This is a genomic window from Syntrophobacterales bacterium (assembly GCA_019429105.1).
Classification (GTDB): Bacteria; Desulfobacterota; Syntrophia; order Syntrophales; family UBA5619; genus DYTH01.
Genome location: JAHYJE010000029.1, coordinates 25,003 through 44,192, shown reverse-complemented (window position 1 = coordinate 44,192; position 19,190 = coordinate 25,003). Strand labels below are relative to the sequence as shown.

15 protein-coding genes are annotated in these 19,190 nt (G+C 55.1%); 13 read left to right on the top strand and 2 right to left on the bottom strand.

Going from position 1 to position 19,190, the window contains the following annotated elements; all coding sequences use genetic code 11:
- Positions 1 to 59 precede the first annotated feature (59 nt).
- From K0B01_10675 to K0B01_10620, 12 genes are all read left to right on the top strand, one after another.
- Positions 60 to 7,280 carry an Ig-like domain-containing protein gene (locus K0B01_10675; protein MBW6486598.1) on the top strand — a complete coding sequence of 2,407 codons (7,221 nt, stop codon included), beginning with the start codon at positions 60 to 62 and terminating at the stop codon, positions 7,278 to 7,280.
- Positions 7,281 to 7,360: 80 nt separating this feature from the next.
- Positions 7,361 to 8,806, top strand: a complete 1,446-nt coding sequence (locus K0B01_10670) for a cadherin-like domain-containing protein (GenBank protein MBW6486597.1) — start codon at positions 7,361 to 7,363, stop codon at positions 8,804 to 8,806.
- Positions 8,807 to 9,534: 728 nt separating this feature from the next.
- On the top strand, positions 9,535 to 10,734 hold the full coding sequence (locus K0B01_10665; GenBank protein MBW6486596.1) for an acyl-CoA dehydrogenase family protein: 1,200 nt from the start codon (positions 9,535 to 9,537) through the stop codon (positions 10,732 to 10,734).
- The gene (locus K0B01_10660; GenBank protein MBW6486595.1) at positions 10,734 to 11,732 is read left to right on the top strand and encodes a ketoacyl-ACP synthase III; all 999 of its coding nucleotides are present in this window, start codon (positions 10,734 to 10,736) and stop codon (positions 11,730 to 11,732) included. The genes K0B01_10665 and K0B01_10660 overlap by 1 nt, the downstream gene beginning before the upstream one ends.
- Positions 11,729 to 12,319, top strand: coding sequence for a bifunctional 3-hydroxydecanoyl-ACP dehydratase/trans-2-decenoyl-ACP isomerase (gene fabA / locus K0B01_10655; GenBank protein MBW6486594.1), 591 nt, complete (start codon positions 11,729 to 11,731; stop codon positions 12,317 to 12,319). The genes K0B01_10660 and fabA overlap by 4 nt, the downstream gene beginning before the upstream one ends.
- Before the next feature lie 58 nt (positions 12,320 to 12,377).
- Positions 12,378 to 13,109, top strand: coding sequence for a 3-oxoacyl-ACP reductase FabG (locus K0B01_10650; GenBank protein ID MBW6486593.1), 732 nt, complete (start codon positions 12,378 to 12,380; stop codon positions 13,107 to 13,109).
- On the top strand, positions 13,099 to 13,581 hold the full coding sequence (locus K0B01_10645) for a beta-hydroxyacyl-ACP dehydratase (protein ID MBW6486592.1): 483 nt from the start codon (positions 13,099 to 13,101) through the stop codon (positions 13,579 to 13,581). The genes K0B01_10650 and K0B01_10645 overlap by 11 nt, the downstream gene beginning before the upstream one ends.
- 150 nt (positions 13,582 to 13,731) lie before the next feature.
- Positions 13,732 to 15,009: a beta-ketoacyl-[acyl-carrier-protein] synthase family protein gene (locus K0B01_10640; GenBank protein ID MBW6486591.1), complete on the top strand. Its 1,278-nt coding sequence runs from the start codon at positions 13,732 to 13,734 to the stop codon at positions 15,007 to 15,009.
- Between the two features lie 38 nt (positions 15,010 to 15,047).
- A complete protein-coding gene (locus K0B01_10635; protein ID MBW6486590.1) occupies positions 15,048 to 15,296 on the top strand; it encodes an acyl carrier protein in 249 nt (82 codons plus the stop codon).
- Positions 15,297 to 15,305: 9 nt separating this feature from the next.
- Positions 15,306 to 16,052, top strand: a complete 747-nt coding sequence (locus tag K0B01_10630) for a 1-acyl-sn-glycerol-3-phosphate acyltransferase (GenBank protein ID MBW6486589.1) — start codon at positions 15,306 to 15,308, stop codon at positions 16,050 to 16,052.
- Complete coding sequence (locus K0B01_10625; GenBank protein MBW6486588.1) at positions 16,033 to 16,656, top strand: 4'-phosphopantetheinyl transferase superfamily protein; 624 nt, start codon at positions 16,033 to 16,035, stop codon at positions 16,654 to 16,656. Before K0B01_10630 ends, K0B01_10625 begins: the two co-directional genes overlap by 20 nt.
- Before the next feature lie 148 nt (positions 16,657 to 16,804).
- The gene (locus K0B01_10620) at positions 16,805 to 17,383 is read left to right on the top strand and encodes a rubrerythrin family protein (protein ID MBW6486587.1); all 579 of its coding nucleotides are present in this window, start codon (positions 16,805 to 16,807) and stop codon (positions 17,381 to 17,383) included.
- A 152-nt stretch (positions 17,384 to 17,535) separates the two neighbouring features.
- On the opposite strand, the gene K0B01_10615 is transcribed toward K0B01_10620, so the two are convergent.
- Both K0B01_10615 and K0B01_10610 read right to left on the bottom strand, forming a co-directional pair.
- Positions 17,536 to 17,811 carry a hypothetical protein gene (locus K0B01_10615; GenBank protein MBW6486586.1) on the bottom strand — a complete coding sequence of 92 codons (276 nt, stop codon included), beginning with the start codon at positions 17,809 to 17,811 and terminating at the stop codon, positions 17,536 to 17,538.
- Between the two features lie 63 nt (positions 17,812 to 17,874).
- Positions 17,875 to 18,231 (bottom strand): hypothetical protein, encoded by a 357-nt coding sequence (locus K0B01_10610; GenBank protein MBW6486585.1) that lies wholly within the window; start codon positions 18,229 to 18,231, stop codon positions 17,875 to 17,877.
- Between the two features lie 257 nt (positions 18,232 to 18,488).
- Here K0B01_10610 and K0B01_10605 point away from each other — a divergent pair, with 257 nt between their 5' ends.
- Positions 18,489 to 19,190 (top strand): nitroreductase, encoded by a 702-nt coding sequence (locus tag K0B01_10605; protein MBW6486584.1) that lies wholly within the window; start codon positions 18,489 to 18,491, stop codon positions 19,188 to 19,190.

Here is a 19,190-nt window from a genome sequence, read left to right as displayed (position 1 = left end):
ATGACGGCTCGGCTCGTTCCGCAGCCGGCACGGTTACGGTCAATGTCTCCACCGCGGCCTTGACCGAGATTCTTTTCCGCAGTGAGGACGCGACGCTGCTGCTTCCCGTTGAAGCCTCCGCGCATCTGGTTCTCTGGGGCCGCTTCGCCGACGGCGGCATCGTGCGCCTCCCGCCGGGTTACGCCCAATGGTCTTCCTCGGATGCGGCTGTGGCGGTTGTGGATGCGACGGGGAGCGTCTGGGCGAGAAGCGCCGGTACGGCGGTTATCACTGTTTCCAAGAACAATACGCTGCACGCGGCGGCAGCCGTTCAGGTCGGCGTCTGGGAGGCGCCTGCGGCCTACGACATCTTCCCCGACAGCTACGTGCTGGAGGCCGGTGGCACGCGGCAGATCGTCTTCGGGGCGGTCGGGGCCGAAGGCGCCCTGGATTTGGGCTCCGCGACGGCGGGGACTTTCTATATAAGCAGCAATGAGTCTGTCTTCTCAGTCACTGTAAATGGTCTTGTGACGGCGGTCGGGTCGGCAGGACAGAAGGCAACCATCACCGTGATTAACGCCGGCATCCGGGCGGAGCTTTCCTTCAGCATCGCCGCGGTGGCGGCAAATGGCTCGGCGGTCGACAGTCAGGGCGGGATTGTTAAAAATAGCGATAATATCAGCCTTTCTCTACCGCCTGATACTCTCACCGGCCAGATTGTAACCGTCACGACGGTGGCTCAGGAAAGCCTTGGTTATGTTGTCCCCGGCGGCTTTGCCTTCGTTCAGGGCTTCAGCCTTGATTTCGGGGGCGCCGACCTGGCCAATCCGGCGGCGCTGACAGTCCCAGCTTCCGGTTATAGCGATGGCGCTTCTCTCTTTTTGTTCCGCCAGGGCTCTTTCATTACCGCCCCCGGAACTTATGTCCAGAGTTGGGAACTGGTTGACAAGGCCACGGTTACTGGCGAAGTGGCCCACACCACCTCGCCGCCCTATCCGGGAGGGATAACCGAAGGGACGTATTTCCTCGGGGGGAACGAAAATCTGGCCGTTCTGGAAGTCCAGTACATGTATCCGGACATGGTAATCGAGGTGATCTCGGGAACTCAGCCCTATTTCGTCCGTCCGAGTTCAGTTTTTGCCAACAGACTGCCCCTGCCCCTCGACGCTACGAATGTCCGTCTGTGGCGGGTGGCGCCCGATGGCAAGGCCACCTTCAAGAATGCCCCGCTTTCCGGGCTGACTAAAGGGCAGGTAATTCCGCTGACGCTGGAGGTTGCTGAACCGACAATCTATGACAAGCGCCCCTCCATCCAGTCGGCAGTTTTGAGCATCGAGGGGGGAAAGCCGACGGTAACGATCACCGCCTATGATTTCCACACCAAGGATGCGAATCTGCTGCATGTGGTTTTCTATTCGCAGAACCGGATCAATCTCGAATACACGGTGAAAGTTGACAGCATCGAAAACAACATAATCCGGGTTGATGTGCCGACGGCTCTGCCGCTGGGGCATATTTCGCTCCGGGTGGAAAATCTGGTTGAGCGCTATGAATTCAAACCGGGCGCCGATCCGGTGAAGGTTTTCGAGTGGATTTCCGCTTTCCCGCTGACGCCGGACTATGAGGTGCCGCATCTGGTGTGGGTGGCCAACGTTCATTCCAACACGGTTTCGGTAATCGATCCGCAGGCGGAAAACGGACCCAAATCCATTCTTGAGATAGAGGTTGGGCAGGGACCGTCGGACGTGGTTGTGAGTCCGGACGGACTGCGGGTTTTCGTGTCCAACAGCGGCGATGGAACTGTCTCGGTCATTGACGCGCTGACGCTCAAGGTAATCGATACTGACCCCATCGCCCTCGGCGTCAACCATGTAAAGATCAACGAGGGGCATTCCCAGCCCTGGTTCATGGCGCTCGATCCCGACACTGGAATCCTCTACATCAGCGAACGGGCCGGGGCCTACGTCTATACGATGACCACCAAGGGCGATGCTTTTTACTACACGGGCAGCATGAAGGTGGGGGGCGCCGAGCGTCTGACGGGGCTGACCGGCATTGCGGTGACGGAAGCCGATTTGAAGACCGGCAAGCGCTATCTGGCGGTTGCCACGCCGGGTGTGGATGATCACTGGTACGGCGGCGACTTCGGATTCGATCCGCGCAACCCCGGCTATCTCTACTACGGTCTCCTGGAGGATGGCAGAGTCAAGACCTTCCAGCGAATAGAGGCAGGGTTCAAACCCTTCGGCGTCACGGCAGGAAAATCGCCTTACGAAGTGGCGGTGGCAGTGCGCGGTTCCGATGCAGTCGGAATGGTGGTTTTCAATCTCAGAGAGGGAAAGCAGAGCCACAATCTGGCGATGGATATGGAGCGGGCGATCGAAATCCGCCGCGCCTTCGCCAGAACCAAGGAAACTCTGGGAACCACGATCACCGGCACGATCCTCAATGTGATGTTTCCCGGCTTCAACACCTCGATCGAGATGACCATCGCCAGCACCTGGACGGCCAAGGCCTATTTCGACATCAATAACATCGAATCGCTTGTTTTTACAAAAGATTACAAATACGCATTCGTTGTGGGCAACTGCACCTTTAATGGCGACACCGATTTCACCCGTGATCCGTCCAAGGGGATGGATCATGGAGGAAACATCGGGATCATCCGCGATCCGCTCGATTCGGCCAAGGCGAAGCTGATCGGCGTGACCAAGGAGATGCCCATGGCATGGCCCGATGAAATCACGATCGATCCTTACAACATCTACCTGCTTGCCACCTGCAAGGGGACAAACAAGGTTCTTTATTACGACATTGGCGATCTGATCAATGCCGCCGAGACGATGCAGAAGGCCTATGCGGCAGAAGGAAAGAAGATCGACAAGACGGTTGATGCGTATGTGGAGAAGGCCGGCAACCCCAACCTGAAATTAGACAAGGGTGAAATCGAATATCTGATCGGCGCGCGGCCCTCGGGAATCGCGTCGAGTCCGGAGGCGCCAACCGATTTCATCGCCAACTCCGTTATTTTTCTTGAAGAAGGAAAAATCAAGATTCCGGTCGTGCGGCTGACATACACGGTGACCGGACTCAATCCCGACCGGCCCCTGACAATCAAACTCTGGAAGTCAAACTCCATTTCGCTCGACTCTTCTTCAACGATAAAGGAAGAGCTGAAGGCGTGGATACTCCGCGACCAGTATATTACCCCGGGGCGGCATACGGTGGAGCTTCCCCTGATTGCCGGTCTGCCGGCCCGCGAGCAGACCTGGTACATCGTTCAGCTCGATGCCGAGGATTATTTTACCGAGCACAATGAGGGCAACAATACAGCCAATTTCCAGATCAGGGTGGCGGCGCTGACGGCAAAATACGACGTTGATCCGCTTGACTTCGAGTTTGGACGCTATATCAGAGGAGTAAAGCTGCTCAATGAGTTTGAGCTCCGGTTCAAGAAGGAACTGGCAACGAGCGGCACAACGGTTCAGGTCTGGCTCGGATACACGGAGCTGAAACTCGATAAACTAAAGGACAATCTCTACCGCTTCACGCTGGATATGGGCAATGTCCCCGACGGGACGGAGCTCAAGTTCGAGGTGAAAAACGGCGATGTCACGGCGGTGCAGGGGAGTTACCTGATTCATACCTTTGCGATGCCCGACTGGATCAATCCTGAAAAGCATCCGGACAAGGCCGCCGAAATTCGCACGATCGAGTGGAACGACCGGCTGAATGCCTATTGGGTGCAGGCGGTAAACTTCATCCACACCTGGAAAGAGAAAATCCCCGAGGCAGCATACATCCTGGGAGGAAAGTCGATTTCCCTCAACTACGGCACCCACCTGACCCTGGCTTTCAATTTGGAAGGAAAGCCCATCTTCCAGGATGCCGGCCCGACCCTTTGGCTCGACATGTTTGGCTTCAACGTGATGCATGCGAACATTCCGGCCCAGGTGTTGCTTAATGCCATCGGAGCCACCGAATACGAGATCAAGGTAAGTTCGATTCAGGAATTCCTTGATAAAGTCCGGGAGTCCGCCGGTTCCAATCAAGCGTTGGGCAATGTTCTCAACTATCTGGCCAGCCCCCAGAACAAAGACTATCCCATCAGTAAACCCGGCGTAAGCCTCGAAAAGAAAGGCGACAAAGAGGAGTTGAAGGCGGAGGACAGCTATTCGATCAAGCTCACCTCCAAGCCGTTCATTGTAGATAACAATCTGAATCTGCTGGTCGGCGAGATTTCGATTACCAGCACTTATCAGAAGAGTATTCCCGCATTCAAATGGAGCTACAATGTCCCGCCGCTTGGCTCGGTGGTTCAGTTCGAGGTGGGTGTCGAGATAGGGCTGCAGCTTAAAACCGAAAGTACGACGGGGATGAAGGTTGACAACGGCGACCTCAAGACAGTCAGCAAAGAGCTCAAGCTCTCCGCGACGGGTGTGCTTGCCGCCTCCGGGAAAGCCAAGTTTGCCTTCGGCGTCGCCGGAATCACTGCCACCCTGGAAACTAATCTCGGCATCGCCCTTACCTGGACGGAAACACTCTCGCTTCCCACGATTACCTTCCCGTTTTCACTGGTCTTCAAGGCACAAACCTACGAACTCTGGGAGTTCTTCACCCAGGAGGTCTATAGCAAGGAGATTTTAAAGTCCGACAATATTTTTAAATCCATTGTGATTATGCCTCCCGATATCCCCACCCGTTCCGGTCAGTCTATCGATGACGAGGCGATCGGCAACAACAGCTTGGCCGATGCCGATAATCTGGGCGTGCTGACCGGCAGTTCCGCCATGCCCGGACTTTCGTTGCGGGATCGTTACGACCGCGACTATTACCGTTTCCAGATAATCGATGCCGCGACTTCCGCCGATAACGTAAAGCTCATCTTCCCCGATGCGACGATTGCCAATCCGAACGTCTCGGCACAGCTTCTCAATGAAAGCGGCATAGCTGTGAGCGAGATGATTTACCAGCCTGATCATACGGGCATCCTGTCGCTGGAAAACCTCCCGGCGGGTTCCTATATCCTTTCGGTTTGGGGAGATGAAGCACTGCCGGTGAACTACAACCTGGCGATCGCTGCCCCCGAGAGCAGTCAGGCGGCGCTTGTGGCCGACATGACGGTAAAAGGTTCCCCCGCTTCGATAGAGCCAGGAAAGGTAATTGACCTGACCGTGAAGGTTTTGAACGCCGGCGGCGCCGCCAGCCCGGCTGCCGAAGCGGCTCTTCTCTGGAGTCGGGATCGCCTGCTCGATCCGGGTGATGCGCTGCTTTTGCCCTCCTTCTTCGTGCCGGCGTTGCAGCCGGGCGAAGTCTGGCAGCAGACCTTCAGCCTTGCCCTGCCCGCTTCGGCGATTGGGCCGGTGACGCTCGGATTTGTCGCCGACCGCCGGCAGTACGTGGCGGAGGCCTGTCGCGTTGACAACACGGCGACTTATGCTCTGGAGGTCGCGCTTGCGCCTGACGCCTTTGAGGACAACAATACGATTTATACCGCGACTTTTTTGGGCGGGATAGTGGCGGGACGGCAGATTGCCGGGCTCAATCTTGCATCGCTTATGGATACCGATATCTTCTCCTTCGAACTGGCCGAGACCGGAACGACCTATGATGCCCTGAGCGTCAGCCGCTCCGAGGGGGAGGGGGCTATCGGCCTGCTGCTTCTGGATGAATCCGGCTCTTTCCTTATGGAAGGAACAGCCGACGGCGCTGCCGGAACCAACCGCCTTTCCCTTGCCGATCTGCCGGCGGGCCGTTATTTCCTCGCCGTGCTGCCGGATGGCGAGGCAGGTATTTTCTATACGCTGGCAATCGAGAGCGCCGTGAGAACAAAGGCCAATCTGGCCGTGGCTGATCTCGTTGCCGGTGCGGGCTATGAGCTTTTGCCCGGCGAGCAAACGCGCACCGCGCGGGTGACTGTGAGCAACTACGGCGGCACGGCAGCCCGTTCCTTTACAGTGTCGGTGCTGATGACCCACAACGGGACCACTTCGACAATCGGCGCTCCGGTGGTGGTGGGAGTGCTCGGCGCCGGCCAGACAATGGATGTTGAAGTGCCCATCGCCATTCCTTCCGAACTCGCTGCCGGAATGGTGACCGTGACTGCCCGGGTTGATGCGGCAGGCAGTGTGGACGAGCTCAACGAGGCGGATAACGAATATTCGGCGAGTGTCCTGCTGGCAGGCTCCCCGGACGCCGACGAAGCGGCGGAAGATGCCACCGGCGGCTTTATTGATTTGGGTGTGCTCCGGGGCACAAAGGTTTACAACCGGAATCTGCACAGCCTCTACGACCAGGATCTGGTGCTGCTTGGTTTGAGCGGCACAGGGGGTGCGGGCGACGAGATCAGGCTTACCTTTGATGAAACGCCGGGAATGGTGGGGATAGCCCTTTACGACAGCCGGATGAATTTTGTTGCCGCCGGGGTGAAGGCGGCGACCGGAGATTACCGGATCAGCCTCAATGGCCGGCCGGGCGGCGCTTATTACCTGCTGGTCAGAGACGGCGGAGCAGAGAGAAGCGGGAGCGAAAGCCAGGCTTATGCGCTTACAGTAACGGCGCCCGATGCTGCCGGGGCCAACCTGACACCCTCAGGATTGTCGCTTGATTCCGCTCTGGTTGCCGACGGCAGCGCTTCTGTAACTGCAACGGTCCAGAATATTGGCGATACCGCGTCAGCGGCCTTCACCGGCGCCTATTATCTCTCGACAGACAAGATCATCGATGCGAACGACGTCTTGCTGGCGACGGCCAATTTTGCGGCGCTCGCCGCCGCCGCTGAGTTAACGGATAGCCGCGTCCTCGATCTTTCCGGGGTTTTACCGGGCACCTACTATCTGGGGTTGCTGGTTGATGATGGCGCCCTGGTTGCGGAACCGGTGGAGACGGACAATGTCCGCCTTTCACCGCTGGTGATTTTGCCCGCTTCCGATGCCCATGAAAGCAACGATTCGCTCATGACCGCTTCCATTGTTTCCTTGTCAGGCGGCAGCGCAAGTGTAACAGGGCTGAATCTGCACAACGGCGAAGATGTGGACATCTTCCGGTTTACGCTGGCGCAGCCGGCAGGAGTTGCGGATATCGCGCGGATCAATTACCGGACACAGGAGCCTTTTTTGCTCTTTAGCCTGCTCGATGCCTCGGGCAATGTTATCCGCAGCGTGATCGGCAGCAACGGAAATGCGTCCCTGTCGCTGAACGGTCTGGCGAGCGGCGTCTATTTCCTGAAGGTTGACGGGGCGCAGGATTTCTCCTACAGCACGGGCTATGACCTGAGCATGACCGTGGCCGGAGCTGCCTGAGTGCGGAGGGACAGAGTTTCCCGGAACGCGGGAGTATTACCGAATTTACAAGGTCTTGATATATGAAGGCAGCAGCGTCAATGCAGAATGAAGAACGAAACCGGAAAAACGGGTCACAGGCCTGGCGATTGTTGAAGTCCCGGCCCTGCGGATTGTGGTGCGTGCTTCTGGCTTGCCTGTTTCTGCTGACTATGCTGGCGCCGCCGGCAAGTCAAGCTGCGGACTCGGTTGTAAAAAATGGCGACTTTGCCATCTCCGACCCGACAAATACTGATTTCGGTTGGCTCCTCAGCGGCGCGGCGTACATCGACGCGGGCGTACTCAAGCTTCCGGAAGGGGGAAGCACTTATTCTGAAGCGTCGCAGGAGATCATTATTCCGGCGGGGACATCCAAGTTGTCTTTTAAGCTGACGAAGGTAAAGCTGGAGCCCAACCAGGAAAATCCGCCGGATGCCGTTGTCGTTTATCTGGAAGACCCCGCGACCAAGTTGGCGCTCATAGAGTCAATTGAGTCCAGCGCGATTTTCAGTTATCAGCAGACCGGGGAGGTCTATTATTCTCCCAAGGTGACCGTTCCGGGCGATTCCGCAAGCGGATCCACCTGGACTCCTACCCTGCCGGCACAAGTGCTGGTTGACGTCAGCGGCATCACCACAACGGATGTCCGCGTCAGGGTAGTATTTTCGCTCATAAATTATCCGGATGGAGCAAGCGAGGTCGAGATCGACAATTTTCAGACCATGGCCACCCCCGTTGCCAATAATGACACTGCCAGCATCAATGAGGATTCGCCGAGTCCGATTGATATCGATGTTTTGGCGAACGACACGGATCTCGACGGAAACGCTACGCTGGCTCAAGACTCGGTGGCGGTGGCGACCCTGCCCGCCCACGGGAGCGCCGTGGTTCAGTCGGACGGAAAAATTCGCTACACCCCCGCATTGAACTACTGGGGTGCGGATAGTTTTACCTATACTGTGAAGGATAAAGATGGGCACCTTTCCAACACCGCTACGGTGACAGTGAACGTGGCTGCGGTGAACGATTCGCCGGTGGCTGACGCTGGTCCGGACCAGTCGATCAGGGAAGGAAAGGCAGTGACCCTGGACGGCTCCGCATCGGCAGACGTGGATGATGTCAGTCTTGTGTATTTTTGGACTCAAATTAGTGGGGAGGCGGTGACGCTTTCTGATTCGGCCGCAGTGAAGCCGACCTTCACGGCGCCTTTGGTCCAGGCGGCGGGTACTCTGCTGACCTTCCAATTGGAGGTGACGGATGCCGGCAATGCAAAGGGTACGGATACCGTTTCCATCCAGATCAATAATTATGTGATTCCCTGCGATGTGAATGACAATGGAGTCGTCGATCTCGCCGATTCCGTCCTCCTGCTGAGGGCGCTCACCCGACTTTCCAATCCAGACGTAAGCATGACGCTTGCCGCGGATGTAAACGGAGACGGCCATCTGGACTCAGCGGAATTAATCTGTACCCTCCAGCATGCCGCGGGGCTAAGAGTCGTTCCTTAGTTTTTCTCCCTTGCCTGCGTAGATTGCTTCGCACTGCCGCGGACGCATTCTACGCACCGCGAACGGCAAGTCTCTATGAAAATCTTTGCACGGCTTTCCCATCCTGATGCCATGATGAAATCCATAAGCCATAAAGCCACGATATAACTGAATTATGATTTCAGAGAGCCTTTGATTATCCCGGTATTTTTATTGAGGGAGCCAATTGCAAAACTATTTGTCATTCCCGAAAGCGGAGCTTAATGTACACAATGCTTCTATCGGGAATACGGTTTTTCAAGCAGTTAGAACCAAATTATGAACATTAAACTTCGTTTTCCCGCTAAAAATCATTGCGGGAATGACAGAATGTGAGAGTTTTGCAATTGCCTCGAGGGTATGGATATTTTCGAAGATTCCCTCATTTTCTCCTGCCTTTCCGATCATTGAAGACAATCTTGCCAATAAATCCATAATCTTGCTTTAGAGATCCTTGAATCTTTGCTCGTCCCGTTCGGGTAATGGGCGCAGTTACGGGCAATATTATGCATCATCGAATAGTTACGAGTTTGCAGAGGCTTACTCGCAATGGTAAATGACGAATATTAAGAGTGTTTCAGTCAGTAAAATTTAAGTTTGTTCTTTGTCTGAATATGGCATGCAATATGCACTAAAGCGCGCGAAGCCCCTGGGCCGAGGCGCGTCTCTGCATGGGCCGCTTAAATTACGGATTAAGGAAAGAGGTTCAAATGGATTTCAATCTTAATGAAGAACAGAAACAGTATCTCGATACAGTGCGGCGTTTCGTGGCGCGGGAAATTACACCCCATGTTCTCAATCTCGAAAAGGGGCATGTCTTTCCGTTTGAAATTATCCGCAAGGCGTGGGAACTCGGCGTCATGAATCTTTCCATCCCGGAGGACATCAAGGGTTATGGGGTGGATGCGATCGCCTCGGCGTTGATTATCCGGGAGCTTTCCTATGGCGACAGCGGCATTGCCACTTCGACCATGTGCAACGATCTGGCCAATATCGTGATCGCCCTGCATGGCAATGAGGAGCAGCAGGAACGATTTCTTTCCCCCTTTGCCAATGAAGCGATTCTGGCTTCATTCTGTCTGACTGAGCCGAATGCCGGTTCCGACAACTCGAGCATGACCACCGTCATGCGCAAGGGCAAGGACGGGAAGTACATCCTGAATGGCGCCAAATGCTTTATCACCAATGCCTCCTTCGCCTCGCAGTTTACCGTTTTTTGCAAGGTGGGGAAGCCTGCCTCTCCGTTTATGGCCTGCGTGGTCATTCCTTCTCTTTCGCTCGAACCGGAAACAGCGGAGCTCGATTCCCACTCCTCCCGCGAGATTCCGCTTCCCGGCGGAGGCAGGATCGTGACGGGGAAGCCGGAGGACAAGCTGGGACAGCGTCTCTCCAATACGGCGACGGTCACCTTCGAGGACGTGATCCTCGATGATGAGCAGATAATCGGCGATCGGCGTCTGGGGTTTCAGTACATAACCGATGTTCTGGACTATGCCCGGCCGATGGTGGCGGCAATCGGGGTGGGTCTGGCCAAGCGTGCCTTGGATGTGACCCTTGCCTATACCAAGGAGCGCCGCCAGTTTGGTCAGCGGATTTGCGATATGCCGGTAGCCCGGGAAACACTCGTCGCGATGTGGAAAAAGGTTGAGCTTGCCGATATGGCCCTGATGAAGGCGGCGTTCATGATCAAGGATGGTTCGTCCGAGCAGGGGATGTATGCCTCGCTTGCCAAAAACATGGCTGCCGAGGCGGCAATCTTCTGCGCCACGGAAGGTTTGCACCTCCACGGCGGTTATGGTTTCATGGCCGAGTATGAGATATCCAAGCTGCTCAGGGATGCCCAGATCATCGATATTTATGAAGGCACCCGCGAGGTTCAGAACATGATTATCGGCAGGGAGCTGATTTAATGCTTTATCTGCACGGAATTGGCCATTTTCATCCGGAAAACGTAATGAGCAACCGCTTTTTTGAGGAGCTCGACATTGGAACGGATGATGCGTGGATAATGGAGCGGGTAGGGATTCGGGAACGGCGCACGGTTCTTTCCCTTGACTATATAACCCGGACGAAAAACAAGGATCCGCGGGCAGCGAACGAAGCCAGCCTTTACACCAACGCCGAGACGGCGTCTTTTGCGGCCCAAACGGCGCTGGAACGAGCCGGAATAAAACCTGAAGATATCGGGTTGGTTATCTCCGGCTGCTGCGCCCCTTCCTATTCGACGCCGGCGGATGCGGCGGTCATTGCCGCCACGCTGGGTATCGAAGCTGCGTGTTTTGATCTGAACTCGGCTTGCACGAGCTTCGGGATGCACGTGGATTTTTTAAACAGAATGGCGCCGGAGCGGCTTCCACCTTATGTCCTCATTGTGCAGCCGGAGAACATCACCCGGGCGATGGATTTCAGCGACCGGTCCAACTGCGTTCTTTTCGGCGATGGAACCACGGCCGCTGTTTTGTCGGGAACGGTTCCTTCGAGGCTGGCCTTCATCGAATCGGATTGCATGACGAAGACCTCGGCTTGGGAGAAAGTCATGATCGTCAATGGCCATTTCCGTCAGGACGGACACGTCGTTCAGGGATTCGCCATCCGCAGCATGACGGATTCCGTCAGAAAATTCATGGATTTTACCGAAGGAAAAGGGGGGCGTTTCCTTTTTATCGGTCATCAGGCGAATATGCTGGCCCTCCGCACCGTCTGCGAGCGGGCAAAGATAGCCGACGAAAATCACTGGTATAACGTGGATTCATTGGGGAATACCGGCTGCGCGGGGGCGCCGGCGGTACTGAGCGCCCACTGGGATGAATTAAAGGATGGCGACCATGTGGGAATTTGCCTCGTCGGGGCGGGCCTGACCACGGTTCAGTTGCTATTGGAAGTTGATGATAACAGGGTGCAACAATGACCTACGAGGAATTTCAGCAGAGCGGGAATTTTAATAAGGAGCAGATAATTGCCTTTGCCTACGGTAAGCTGGTTGACAATCCGCCGGAGTCTTTTCTGGCCCGTCTCCCGGCGCCGCCGTTTCTGATGCTGGACCGGATTATAGAGATTGCCGCGGACGGTTCGAAGGGATCAATCGTTGCCGAGCAGGATATTCATCTGGATGCGTGGTATTTTCAGTGTCACATGCCGGGCGACCCGGTGCAGCCCGGATGCCTCGGGGTTGATGCCATCTGGCAGCTTCTCGGATTCTATTGCGTCTGGCGCGGGGCCTTGGGCTCGGGCAGGGCGCTCGGGTGCGGGGAGGTTGCCTTCAGCGGCCAGATACGTCCATATAATAGCATAGTTAGATACGAGGTCGAGGTGAGGCGTTTGACGCATCTCAAGGAATCGGGAGCAACAATTGCGGTCGGCGAAGGGAGGATCTTTGTGGACGGGGAAGAGATCGCCGAGGTGCAGGGGGCCCGTTCCGGTGTCTTCAAAAATATAGCATACCAGGACTACCCGCTCCGCTCGGCAAATTCAGTCGGCGGCAAGCTGGGGAAGTAACGAATATGCAATCCGTGCCAGCCGTCAGGCGGCGAACAGTCAATAGCAGGTGAGGGGAATGACAGACGAAAAAAAGGTTGCAATTGTAACGGGGGGCGCAAAGGGAATCGGGGCCGCCTGTGTGCGCGAACTCGCCGGAAGGGGCTTTCGGGTGGGGATTTGCTTTCGTTCCAGCAAGGAGGCGGCGGAAGGCCTGCTCGAGGGGATAGGCGACGGATTTTTATTGCCGGTCGATCTGGCCGATATCGCACAGATTGACCAGATGCTGGAAGGCCTGAAAAGTGAAACAGCCCGAGTTGACGTTCTTGTCAACAATGCCGGGGTCGCAATCGATATCGACATGCTGCGGATGAAAATCGAGCAGTTTGACCAGCAGCGCGCAGCGGCGCGGGGCGCCTGGTACCTGACAAAACGCATTTTGCGCCAGTACATGCTGCGCGCCAACAGCGGCCGGATCATTAACATTTCAAGCGTCGTCGGCCACACCGGGAACGCCGGTCAGATTCCCTACGCGATGGAAAAGGCGGCGCTCGACGCCCTGACGAAATCGCTTTGCCGGGAACTTAAAGGACGAGAGATTCTGGTCAATTCGGTTGCCCCCGGGTTCATCGATACGGATATGACCGAGCGCCTGCCCGAGGAAGTCCGGGAGGGAATTCTGGCAGGCATTCCGCTCGGCCGGATGGGACGACCGGAAGAGGTGGCCCAGGTCGTCGGGTTTTTGGCAGCCTCCGCATCCTACATAACCGGCACGGTTATCCATGTGAACGGAGGAATGTATGGAGGCTGATGCTGCATTACGGAATCGCATTCTGGAAATGGTGCCCCAACAGCGTCCTTTTCGGTTTATCTCGGAAATCCGGGAACTTGACGAGGAGCATATTGTCGGGGCTTACCGGTTTGGCGAGGATGAGTATTTTTATCAGGGCCATTTCCCCGGCTTTCCGGTAACGCCCGGGGTTATCCTGATTGAGACAATGGCCCAGACAGGGGTTGTCGCGTTTGGCATTTATCTGCAGATGATGCAGAAAAAAGGGGAAAATGGTCTGGATGATATGATAGCGCTTTTTACCTTCGCCGACGGGGTGGAGTTCAATTATGTTGTTCGTCCCGGCGAGACGGTCATCGTTTCCGCTATGAAGTCATACTTCCGCGGGAATCAGCTCAAGTCTGAGTGCGCCATGACGAGGCAGGACGGCGCGGCTATCTGTTCCGGATTTCTTACCGGCCGGGCGGTGCCGCGGGAAAAGTTTGCCAGATAAAGAGTCAATGGAGGGACGCGCTTCATTGCGTCCGTGGCAGATGCAGATGGCAAATAAATATGGAGCTTTTTCACTAAAGGATAAATCCATGCAGTCGCGTTTTTTGTCACGGTTCTGCATGATCAAGAGATGTTGCGAGGAGAGGGTTTGATGAGACGCAGGGTTGTTGTTACGGGGATGGGGGTGGTGGCGCCAAACGGTTACGGTCTCGACGCATTTGCCGACGCCCTTAGGGAGGGCCGGTCGGGCATCCGTTTTGTCCCCAGGATGGCGGAGTTGAACTTCGGCTGTCAGGTTGGCGGAGCGCCGGAAGGCTTTGACAAGATCAGAGACAGTTATTTTGACAGCGAAGAGTTGATGTCGATTAACGACAATATCGGGTTTGCCGCAGTCGCGGCGATCGATGCCTGGAAGGACGCTGGTTTCAGCGTCCCTGCGGCTGATGAAGACCGGGTGAATTGGGATGCCGGAGTCATTGCCGGATCAGGCATCGGCGGCATGGACACGATTGCCGGCACTTTGGTGCCGCTGGTTAACGACGGCAAATGCCGTCGTATGGGAAGCCGGGTTGTCGAGCAGGTTATGAACAGCGCCACGAGCGCCCGGATCGCCGGCCTGCTTGCTTTGGGAAATCAGGTTACCTCGAACTCCTCGGCATGCAGCACCGGCAATGAGGCGATTATCGAGGGGGTTGCCCGGATCAGAAACGGTTTGGCGACGCGCATGCTGGCCGGAGGTTCGGAGGGGGCTTCACCGTATATCTGGGCGGGATTCGACGCGATGAAGGTCATTTGCCGCAAGTTTAATGATCGGCCGCAGGAGGCGTCGCGCCCGATGAGCGCCACCGCCGCCGGTTTTGTGCCGGGAGCGGGAGGGGCATTTTTGCTCTTGGAGGAATTGGAGGCGGCTTTGGCGCGCGGGGCGCGCATTTATGCCGAGGTTCTGGGCGGAATGGTGAACTGCGGCGGCCATCGGAACGGTGGAACCATAACGGCCCCTAATCCGGAGGGGGTTGTCCGCTGCATAAAAGGGGCGATTGCCGACGCGGGGATTGCTTCCGAGCAGATCGACCTGATCAACGGCCATCTGACGGCAACCTCTGCCGATCCGGGAGAGGTGAAGAACTGGTCGGCGGCACTGGGCCGAGGTCCGGAAAATTTTCCGATGATCAACTCGACAAAGTCGATGATCGGGCACTGTCTGGGGGCAACTGGCGCGATCGAATGCGTCGGGGTAGTACTGCAGTTGCGGGACGGCTTTATCCATCCTTCCATCAATTGCGAGGATGTTCATCCCCTGATTGCCCCCTGGGAAGGCAGCATCCCGCATGCGGCCGTTGATGCGCCGGATTTGAAGATTGCCATCAAGGCCGGTTTCGGCTTTGGCGATGTAAACAGTTGTCTGATTTTCAAAAAATGGGAAGAATAGTCTAATTTAAAATCAATTATTTCAAGGAGGATTTAAAAATGGGAAAAGAACAGATTACACAGAAGGTTATCGATATCTTGAAGGGATATGTAAAGGATCAGTCGCTCTTGGAAAAGGCAACGCCGGAAACTCATATCATCAAGGATTTGAAGGTAAATTCGGCGCGATTGGTCGATATCATCATCAAGTGCGAGGATGTTTTCGGCACCACGATCGAGGATGACGACGCAGACCGGATTACGACGATCGGCGACGCGGTTGAGCTTATTTATCAGAAGGCTGCCTAATTTAAGGTCATGATAACGAAAACGGATCGTCGTAAACTGTCCTTACAGCAATTTCTGGGCGGGATCGCCGTCGTCGTGACGGCGCCGCTTTGCTTTCTCTTCGTCAAGTTGAGAGGGTACAGTATCCGCGATTTAAAGCAGGTTCGCCAGCAAGTCAAAAGCTTGACTCGCGAACACGAGGGGCCATGGCTTGTCTGCCCCAATCACCTGACGATGATTGATTCGCTGGTGTTAACCTATGGCCTTTTATCGCTTTCCGATCATATTCTTCATTTCCGGCAAATTCCCTGGAACTTGCCGGAAATAAAGAACTTTTACAAGAATACCTTTCTTGTGGTTTTGTGTTACCTGCTCAAATGCATCCCGGTTGACCGGGGTGGGAGCCGGGAAGAGGTGCAGCGACTGCTCGATAAATGCCTTCAGGTGTTCAATTGGAAGCAGCGGCTGGTTATCTTCCCGGAGGGGACAAGGTCACGACACGGCCGGGTTGACCGGGAGAATTTTTCCTATGGCGTGGGTCGGCTTGTTGATGAGCAGAAAGAAACTCGTGTATTGATAGTCTATCTGCGCGGCGACCATCAGGAAAATTACGGATCGATGCCGGTTCAGAAAGAGCGTTTCACGATGTTGCTGGAGGCCTTCGTCCCCGAGCGCCGTGAGGGGGGAGGGCTGCGCGTGCAGAGGGACTACGCGCGGCAGATAGTCGAACGCCTTGCTTTGCTGGAGGAGCAGTACTTTGCCTCCCGTCGGCAATGACATCGTCGATCTGGCCGAGCCGGACAATATCGGCAAAAGCAGCGACAAGCGTTTCTGCCGCCGTGTTTTCAATCCCCGTGAATTATCGTTAATCGCCAACTCCGACCGGCCGGACAGCATTCTCTGGGCGCTCTGGGCCGCAAAAGAGGCCGCCTACAAGGCGGTAAGCCGCGGCGCTCCGACGGTCTGTTCCATCCCGAAAAAATATCCTGTTATTATAGCTGACGCCGGCGAGTTAGCTGATTCCCCCCTGACAGGCAAGGTTGTTACGCCCCTCGGTGAACTGCCGGTAAGTATCTTTATTGATGCGGAGATGGTTCATGCAATTGTCGCCGGAACAGTGGATGATTTGGCCAGAATCATTTTCCGGGTCGAGCAGGTTGATGCCAACAATGCCGATCCGCCCCGCTTTGCAAGAAAAGTCCTGCTGGAAGAAATCTCCCGACGTATTGGCTGTTCGGTCGGTGATTTGTCCGTTGCCAAAGAAGAACGGAGGCCGTGGGCCCCGTTCATAGCTTTTAGAGGCAGCCGTCTTTTTGCCGATATAAGCTTAAGCCATGACGGCCGGTTTGTCGCTTGCGCCTTCGATCCCGCCGCATTATAGTCAAAACTGAAAATTTGTTGGCTTGACCTGAATGGGCTTATATGAGAGAAGGTCGAGAAAGCCGATTTTGCCAGCCCCAAAAAAGGTGCGGCGCAAGCGGGCGGCAGAAAAAACAGTTTGTCATCATTTAACAATCAGGAGGTATAAAATGGCTAAGGAATTCAAGGGATCGCAAACGGAAAAGAATTTACTGACGGCATTTGCAGGTGAGTCGCAGGCGAGAAACCGTTACACCTACTTCAGCAGCGCGGCGAAGAAGGAAGGTTTCGAGCAGATAGCGGCCTTTTTTACGGAGACGGCTGATAATGAAAAGGAGCACGCCAAGGTATTTTTCAAGCTCCTGCAGGGCGGCGATGTGGAGATTACCGCTGCCTATCCGGCGGGAATGGTAGGCACAACAAAAGAGAATCTCGCCGCGGCGGCCGATGGAGAAAGAATGGAGTGGAGCGCAATCTATGCCGACTTCGCCAAAACGGCAAAAAAAGAGGGCTTTGCGGAAGTTGCCCGCTCCTTTGAACAGATTGGAAAGGTCGAAAAATTTCACGAAGAACGCTATCGCAAGCTCTTGGCGAATGTCGAATCCGGGAAGGCCTTCCGCAAGGAGGAAGCCGTGAGATGGCACTGCCGGAATTGCGGTTATATTTTTGAGGGTAAGACGCCCCCCAAAATCTGCCCTGCTTGTCAGCATCCCCAGGCCCATTTTGAGGTTTTGGCTGAAAACTACTAATCACCATCCGGTGGTCGGGAACATCACCCGCTGAAAATTTGTAAGCGGGGTTTATATCGGTCCCTCCTGAGGTGTATTGCCGCAACCGCAGGAGGGACCGTTTTTTTCCATTATGCCGATCCTTTTGCTGCCATCATTTTATGGCCGTCTTTTCAGAAGGAAAAGCTCGCCGATACCCCTCCGTAAAGGAAGGAGCTGTCCCGCTCGGCGTTGGTCGCTGTTCCCTTCAGTCCGAAACCCTTCATTTCATTTCTCGCATCGCGGGAAAGAGGAAATACATAAGCAACAATAGGTGTTACCGTTACATATTTCATGAGCTTGAGCGGCATTGAGGCCGTTATGTTTCCGTCATGAAAATTGTTGAACTTGTTTGTTGTCGCCAAGGCATTGCCGTCAAATTTCGGATAGGTTGTTTCATCGTCGCTCAACAAATAGCCCGCCGCTGCGTTACCCGGAACTACTCAAGGGAGGAAATGACTGATTCAGCCTTTTCATTCCAGCCGCTCTTTGGCGATATGTTCGACCCATACTTCTTCGCCGAATGCTTCCTGCAATTTTCGGGAAAGAGCGTCCAGTTCGGCCATGTTTTTTGCCTCTATAACCAGGTCGTAGTCATTGAGCACCCGGAGGCTGCCATATTGCTTGAAAATGGCGATCGCGTTTTCCACATCCGCGGTGAACCAGCCTTTCATCCGGAGGAGCAGTTCATCGCCCCGGAAGGGCCGTTCGATGACCAGTTGAACATCGCGCTTTTTGGCTTCCCAGCCGATAAGGGCCGGTTTTTTCATCACCGGCCGCACGGGGTCATGCAGGGCGGCGCACTTAAACCAGATCAGGGCTCTTTCCATTTTGAATATCCTCGCATTTTAAAAGACTCTTGTTCTTGGCCGGTTTCTGTACTACTATGATTTAAAATTAAGGTCAAACCGTTCATGGTGAACGTTTTTCCGGTTGAGCCAATTGCAAAACCATTTGTCATTCCCGAAAGCGGAGCTTAATGTACACAATGTCTCTATCGGGAATATGGTTTTTTCAAGCAGTTAGAACCAGATTATGAACATTAAACTTCGTTTTCCCGCTCAGAATCGTTGCGGGAATGACAAGAATGGGGAGTTTTGCAATTGCCTCGGTTGTTCGAAAAAAGGATGAAAGTATGGATTTGCTTGCCTGCATGAAGCAAAGAAGAAGCGCCCGGGTTTTTCTGGATAAACCGGTTTCCCGGGCAGAGGTAGAAGAATTGCTTGCGTACGCACGCCTTGCCCCCTCCGCCATCAACCTTCAGCCCTGGGAGTTTGTCGTGACCTATGGCGAAGAGAAGGAACGTCTTACCCGACGGCTCTTAAAGGCGCATGAGGAACAAAAGGTTTCCTGCGGACCCGGCACGGCAAACCCCCTCCCGGAGCGTTATGCAAGGCGGTCGCGGGGCGCATCCCGGGGGTTGAAACCACTTATTGCAGCGTTGGGGAGGGAGTTTGACAGCTTTATCGAGCAGGGGAGCTGCTCCTTTTATGGCGCACCCATCGCAATTATTGTCACCATGGATAAATTATTTCCCCGACTCAGGTATCTGGATGTGGGTCTTGGCGTAGCGTATCTGCTCTTGGCGGCGCAGGCAAAAGGGCTGGCGACGTGTCCCATCGGGCTTGTCACCTCCTATGCCGACGAAATTGCCGATGTCCTCAGCATTCCCAAGGAAAAAGAGATACTTCTTGCCATTGCGCTCGGTTACGCGGACGAGACCTCGCCTATAAACCTCTATAAAACGGAGCGTGAGCCGCTTACAGAGATCAGTTCGTGGTATGAATAG

Excerpts from the sequence above, each read along its gene's own strand:
- K0B01_10650 (MBW6486593.1), top strand. The coding sequence starts at position 12,378 with ATGACAGACGAAAAAAAGGTTGCAATTGTAACGGGGGGCGCAAAGGGA.
- K0B01_10620 (MBW6486587.1), top strand. The coding sequence starts at position 16,805 with ATGGCTAAGGAATTCAAGGGATCGCAAACGGAAAAGAATTTACTGACG.
- K0B01_10665 (MBW6486596.1), top strand. The coding sequence starts at position 9,535 with ATGGATTTCAATCTTAATGAAGAACAGAAACAGTATCTCGATACAGTG.
- K0B01_10610 (MBW6486585.1), bottom strand. The coding sequence starts at position 18,231 with ATGGAAAGAGCCCTGATCTGGTTTAAGTGCGCCGCCCTGCATGACCCC.
- K0B01_10630 (MBW6486589.1), top strand. The coding sequence starts at position 15,306 with ATGATAACGAAAACGGATCGTCGTAAACTGTCCTTACAGCAATTTCTG.
- K0B01_10635 (MBW6486590.1), top strand. The coding sequence starts at position 15,048 with ATGGGAAAAGAACAGATTACACAGAAGGTTATCGATATCTTGAAGGGA.
- K0B01_10640 (MBW6486591.1), top strand. The coding sequence starts at position 13,732 with ATGAGACGCAGGGTTGTTGTTACGGGGATGGGGGTGGTGGCGCCAAAC.
- K0B01_10660 (MBW6486595.1), top strand. The coding sequence starts at position 10,734 with ATGCTTTATCTGCACGGAATTGGCCATTTTCATCCGGAAAACGTAATG.
- K0B01_10645 (MBW6486592.1), top strand. The coding sequence starts at position 13,099 with ATGGAGGCTGATGCTGCATTACGGAATCGCATTCTGGAAATGGTGCCC.
- K0B01_10605 (MBW6486584.1), top strand. The coding sequence starts at position 18,489 with ATGGGGAGTTTTGCAATTGCCTCGGTTGTTCGAAAAAAGGATGAAAGT.
- K0B01_10670 (MBW6486597.1), top strand. The coding sequence starts at position 7,361 with ATGCAGAATGAAGAACGAAACCGGAAAAACGGGTCACAGGCCTGGCGA.
- fabA (MBW6486594.1), top strand. The coding sequence starts at position 11,729 with ATGACCTACGAGGAATTTCAGCAGAGCGGGAATTTTAATAAGGAGCAG.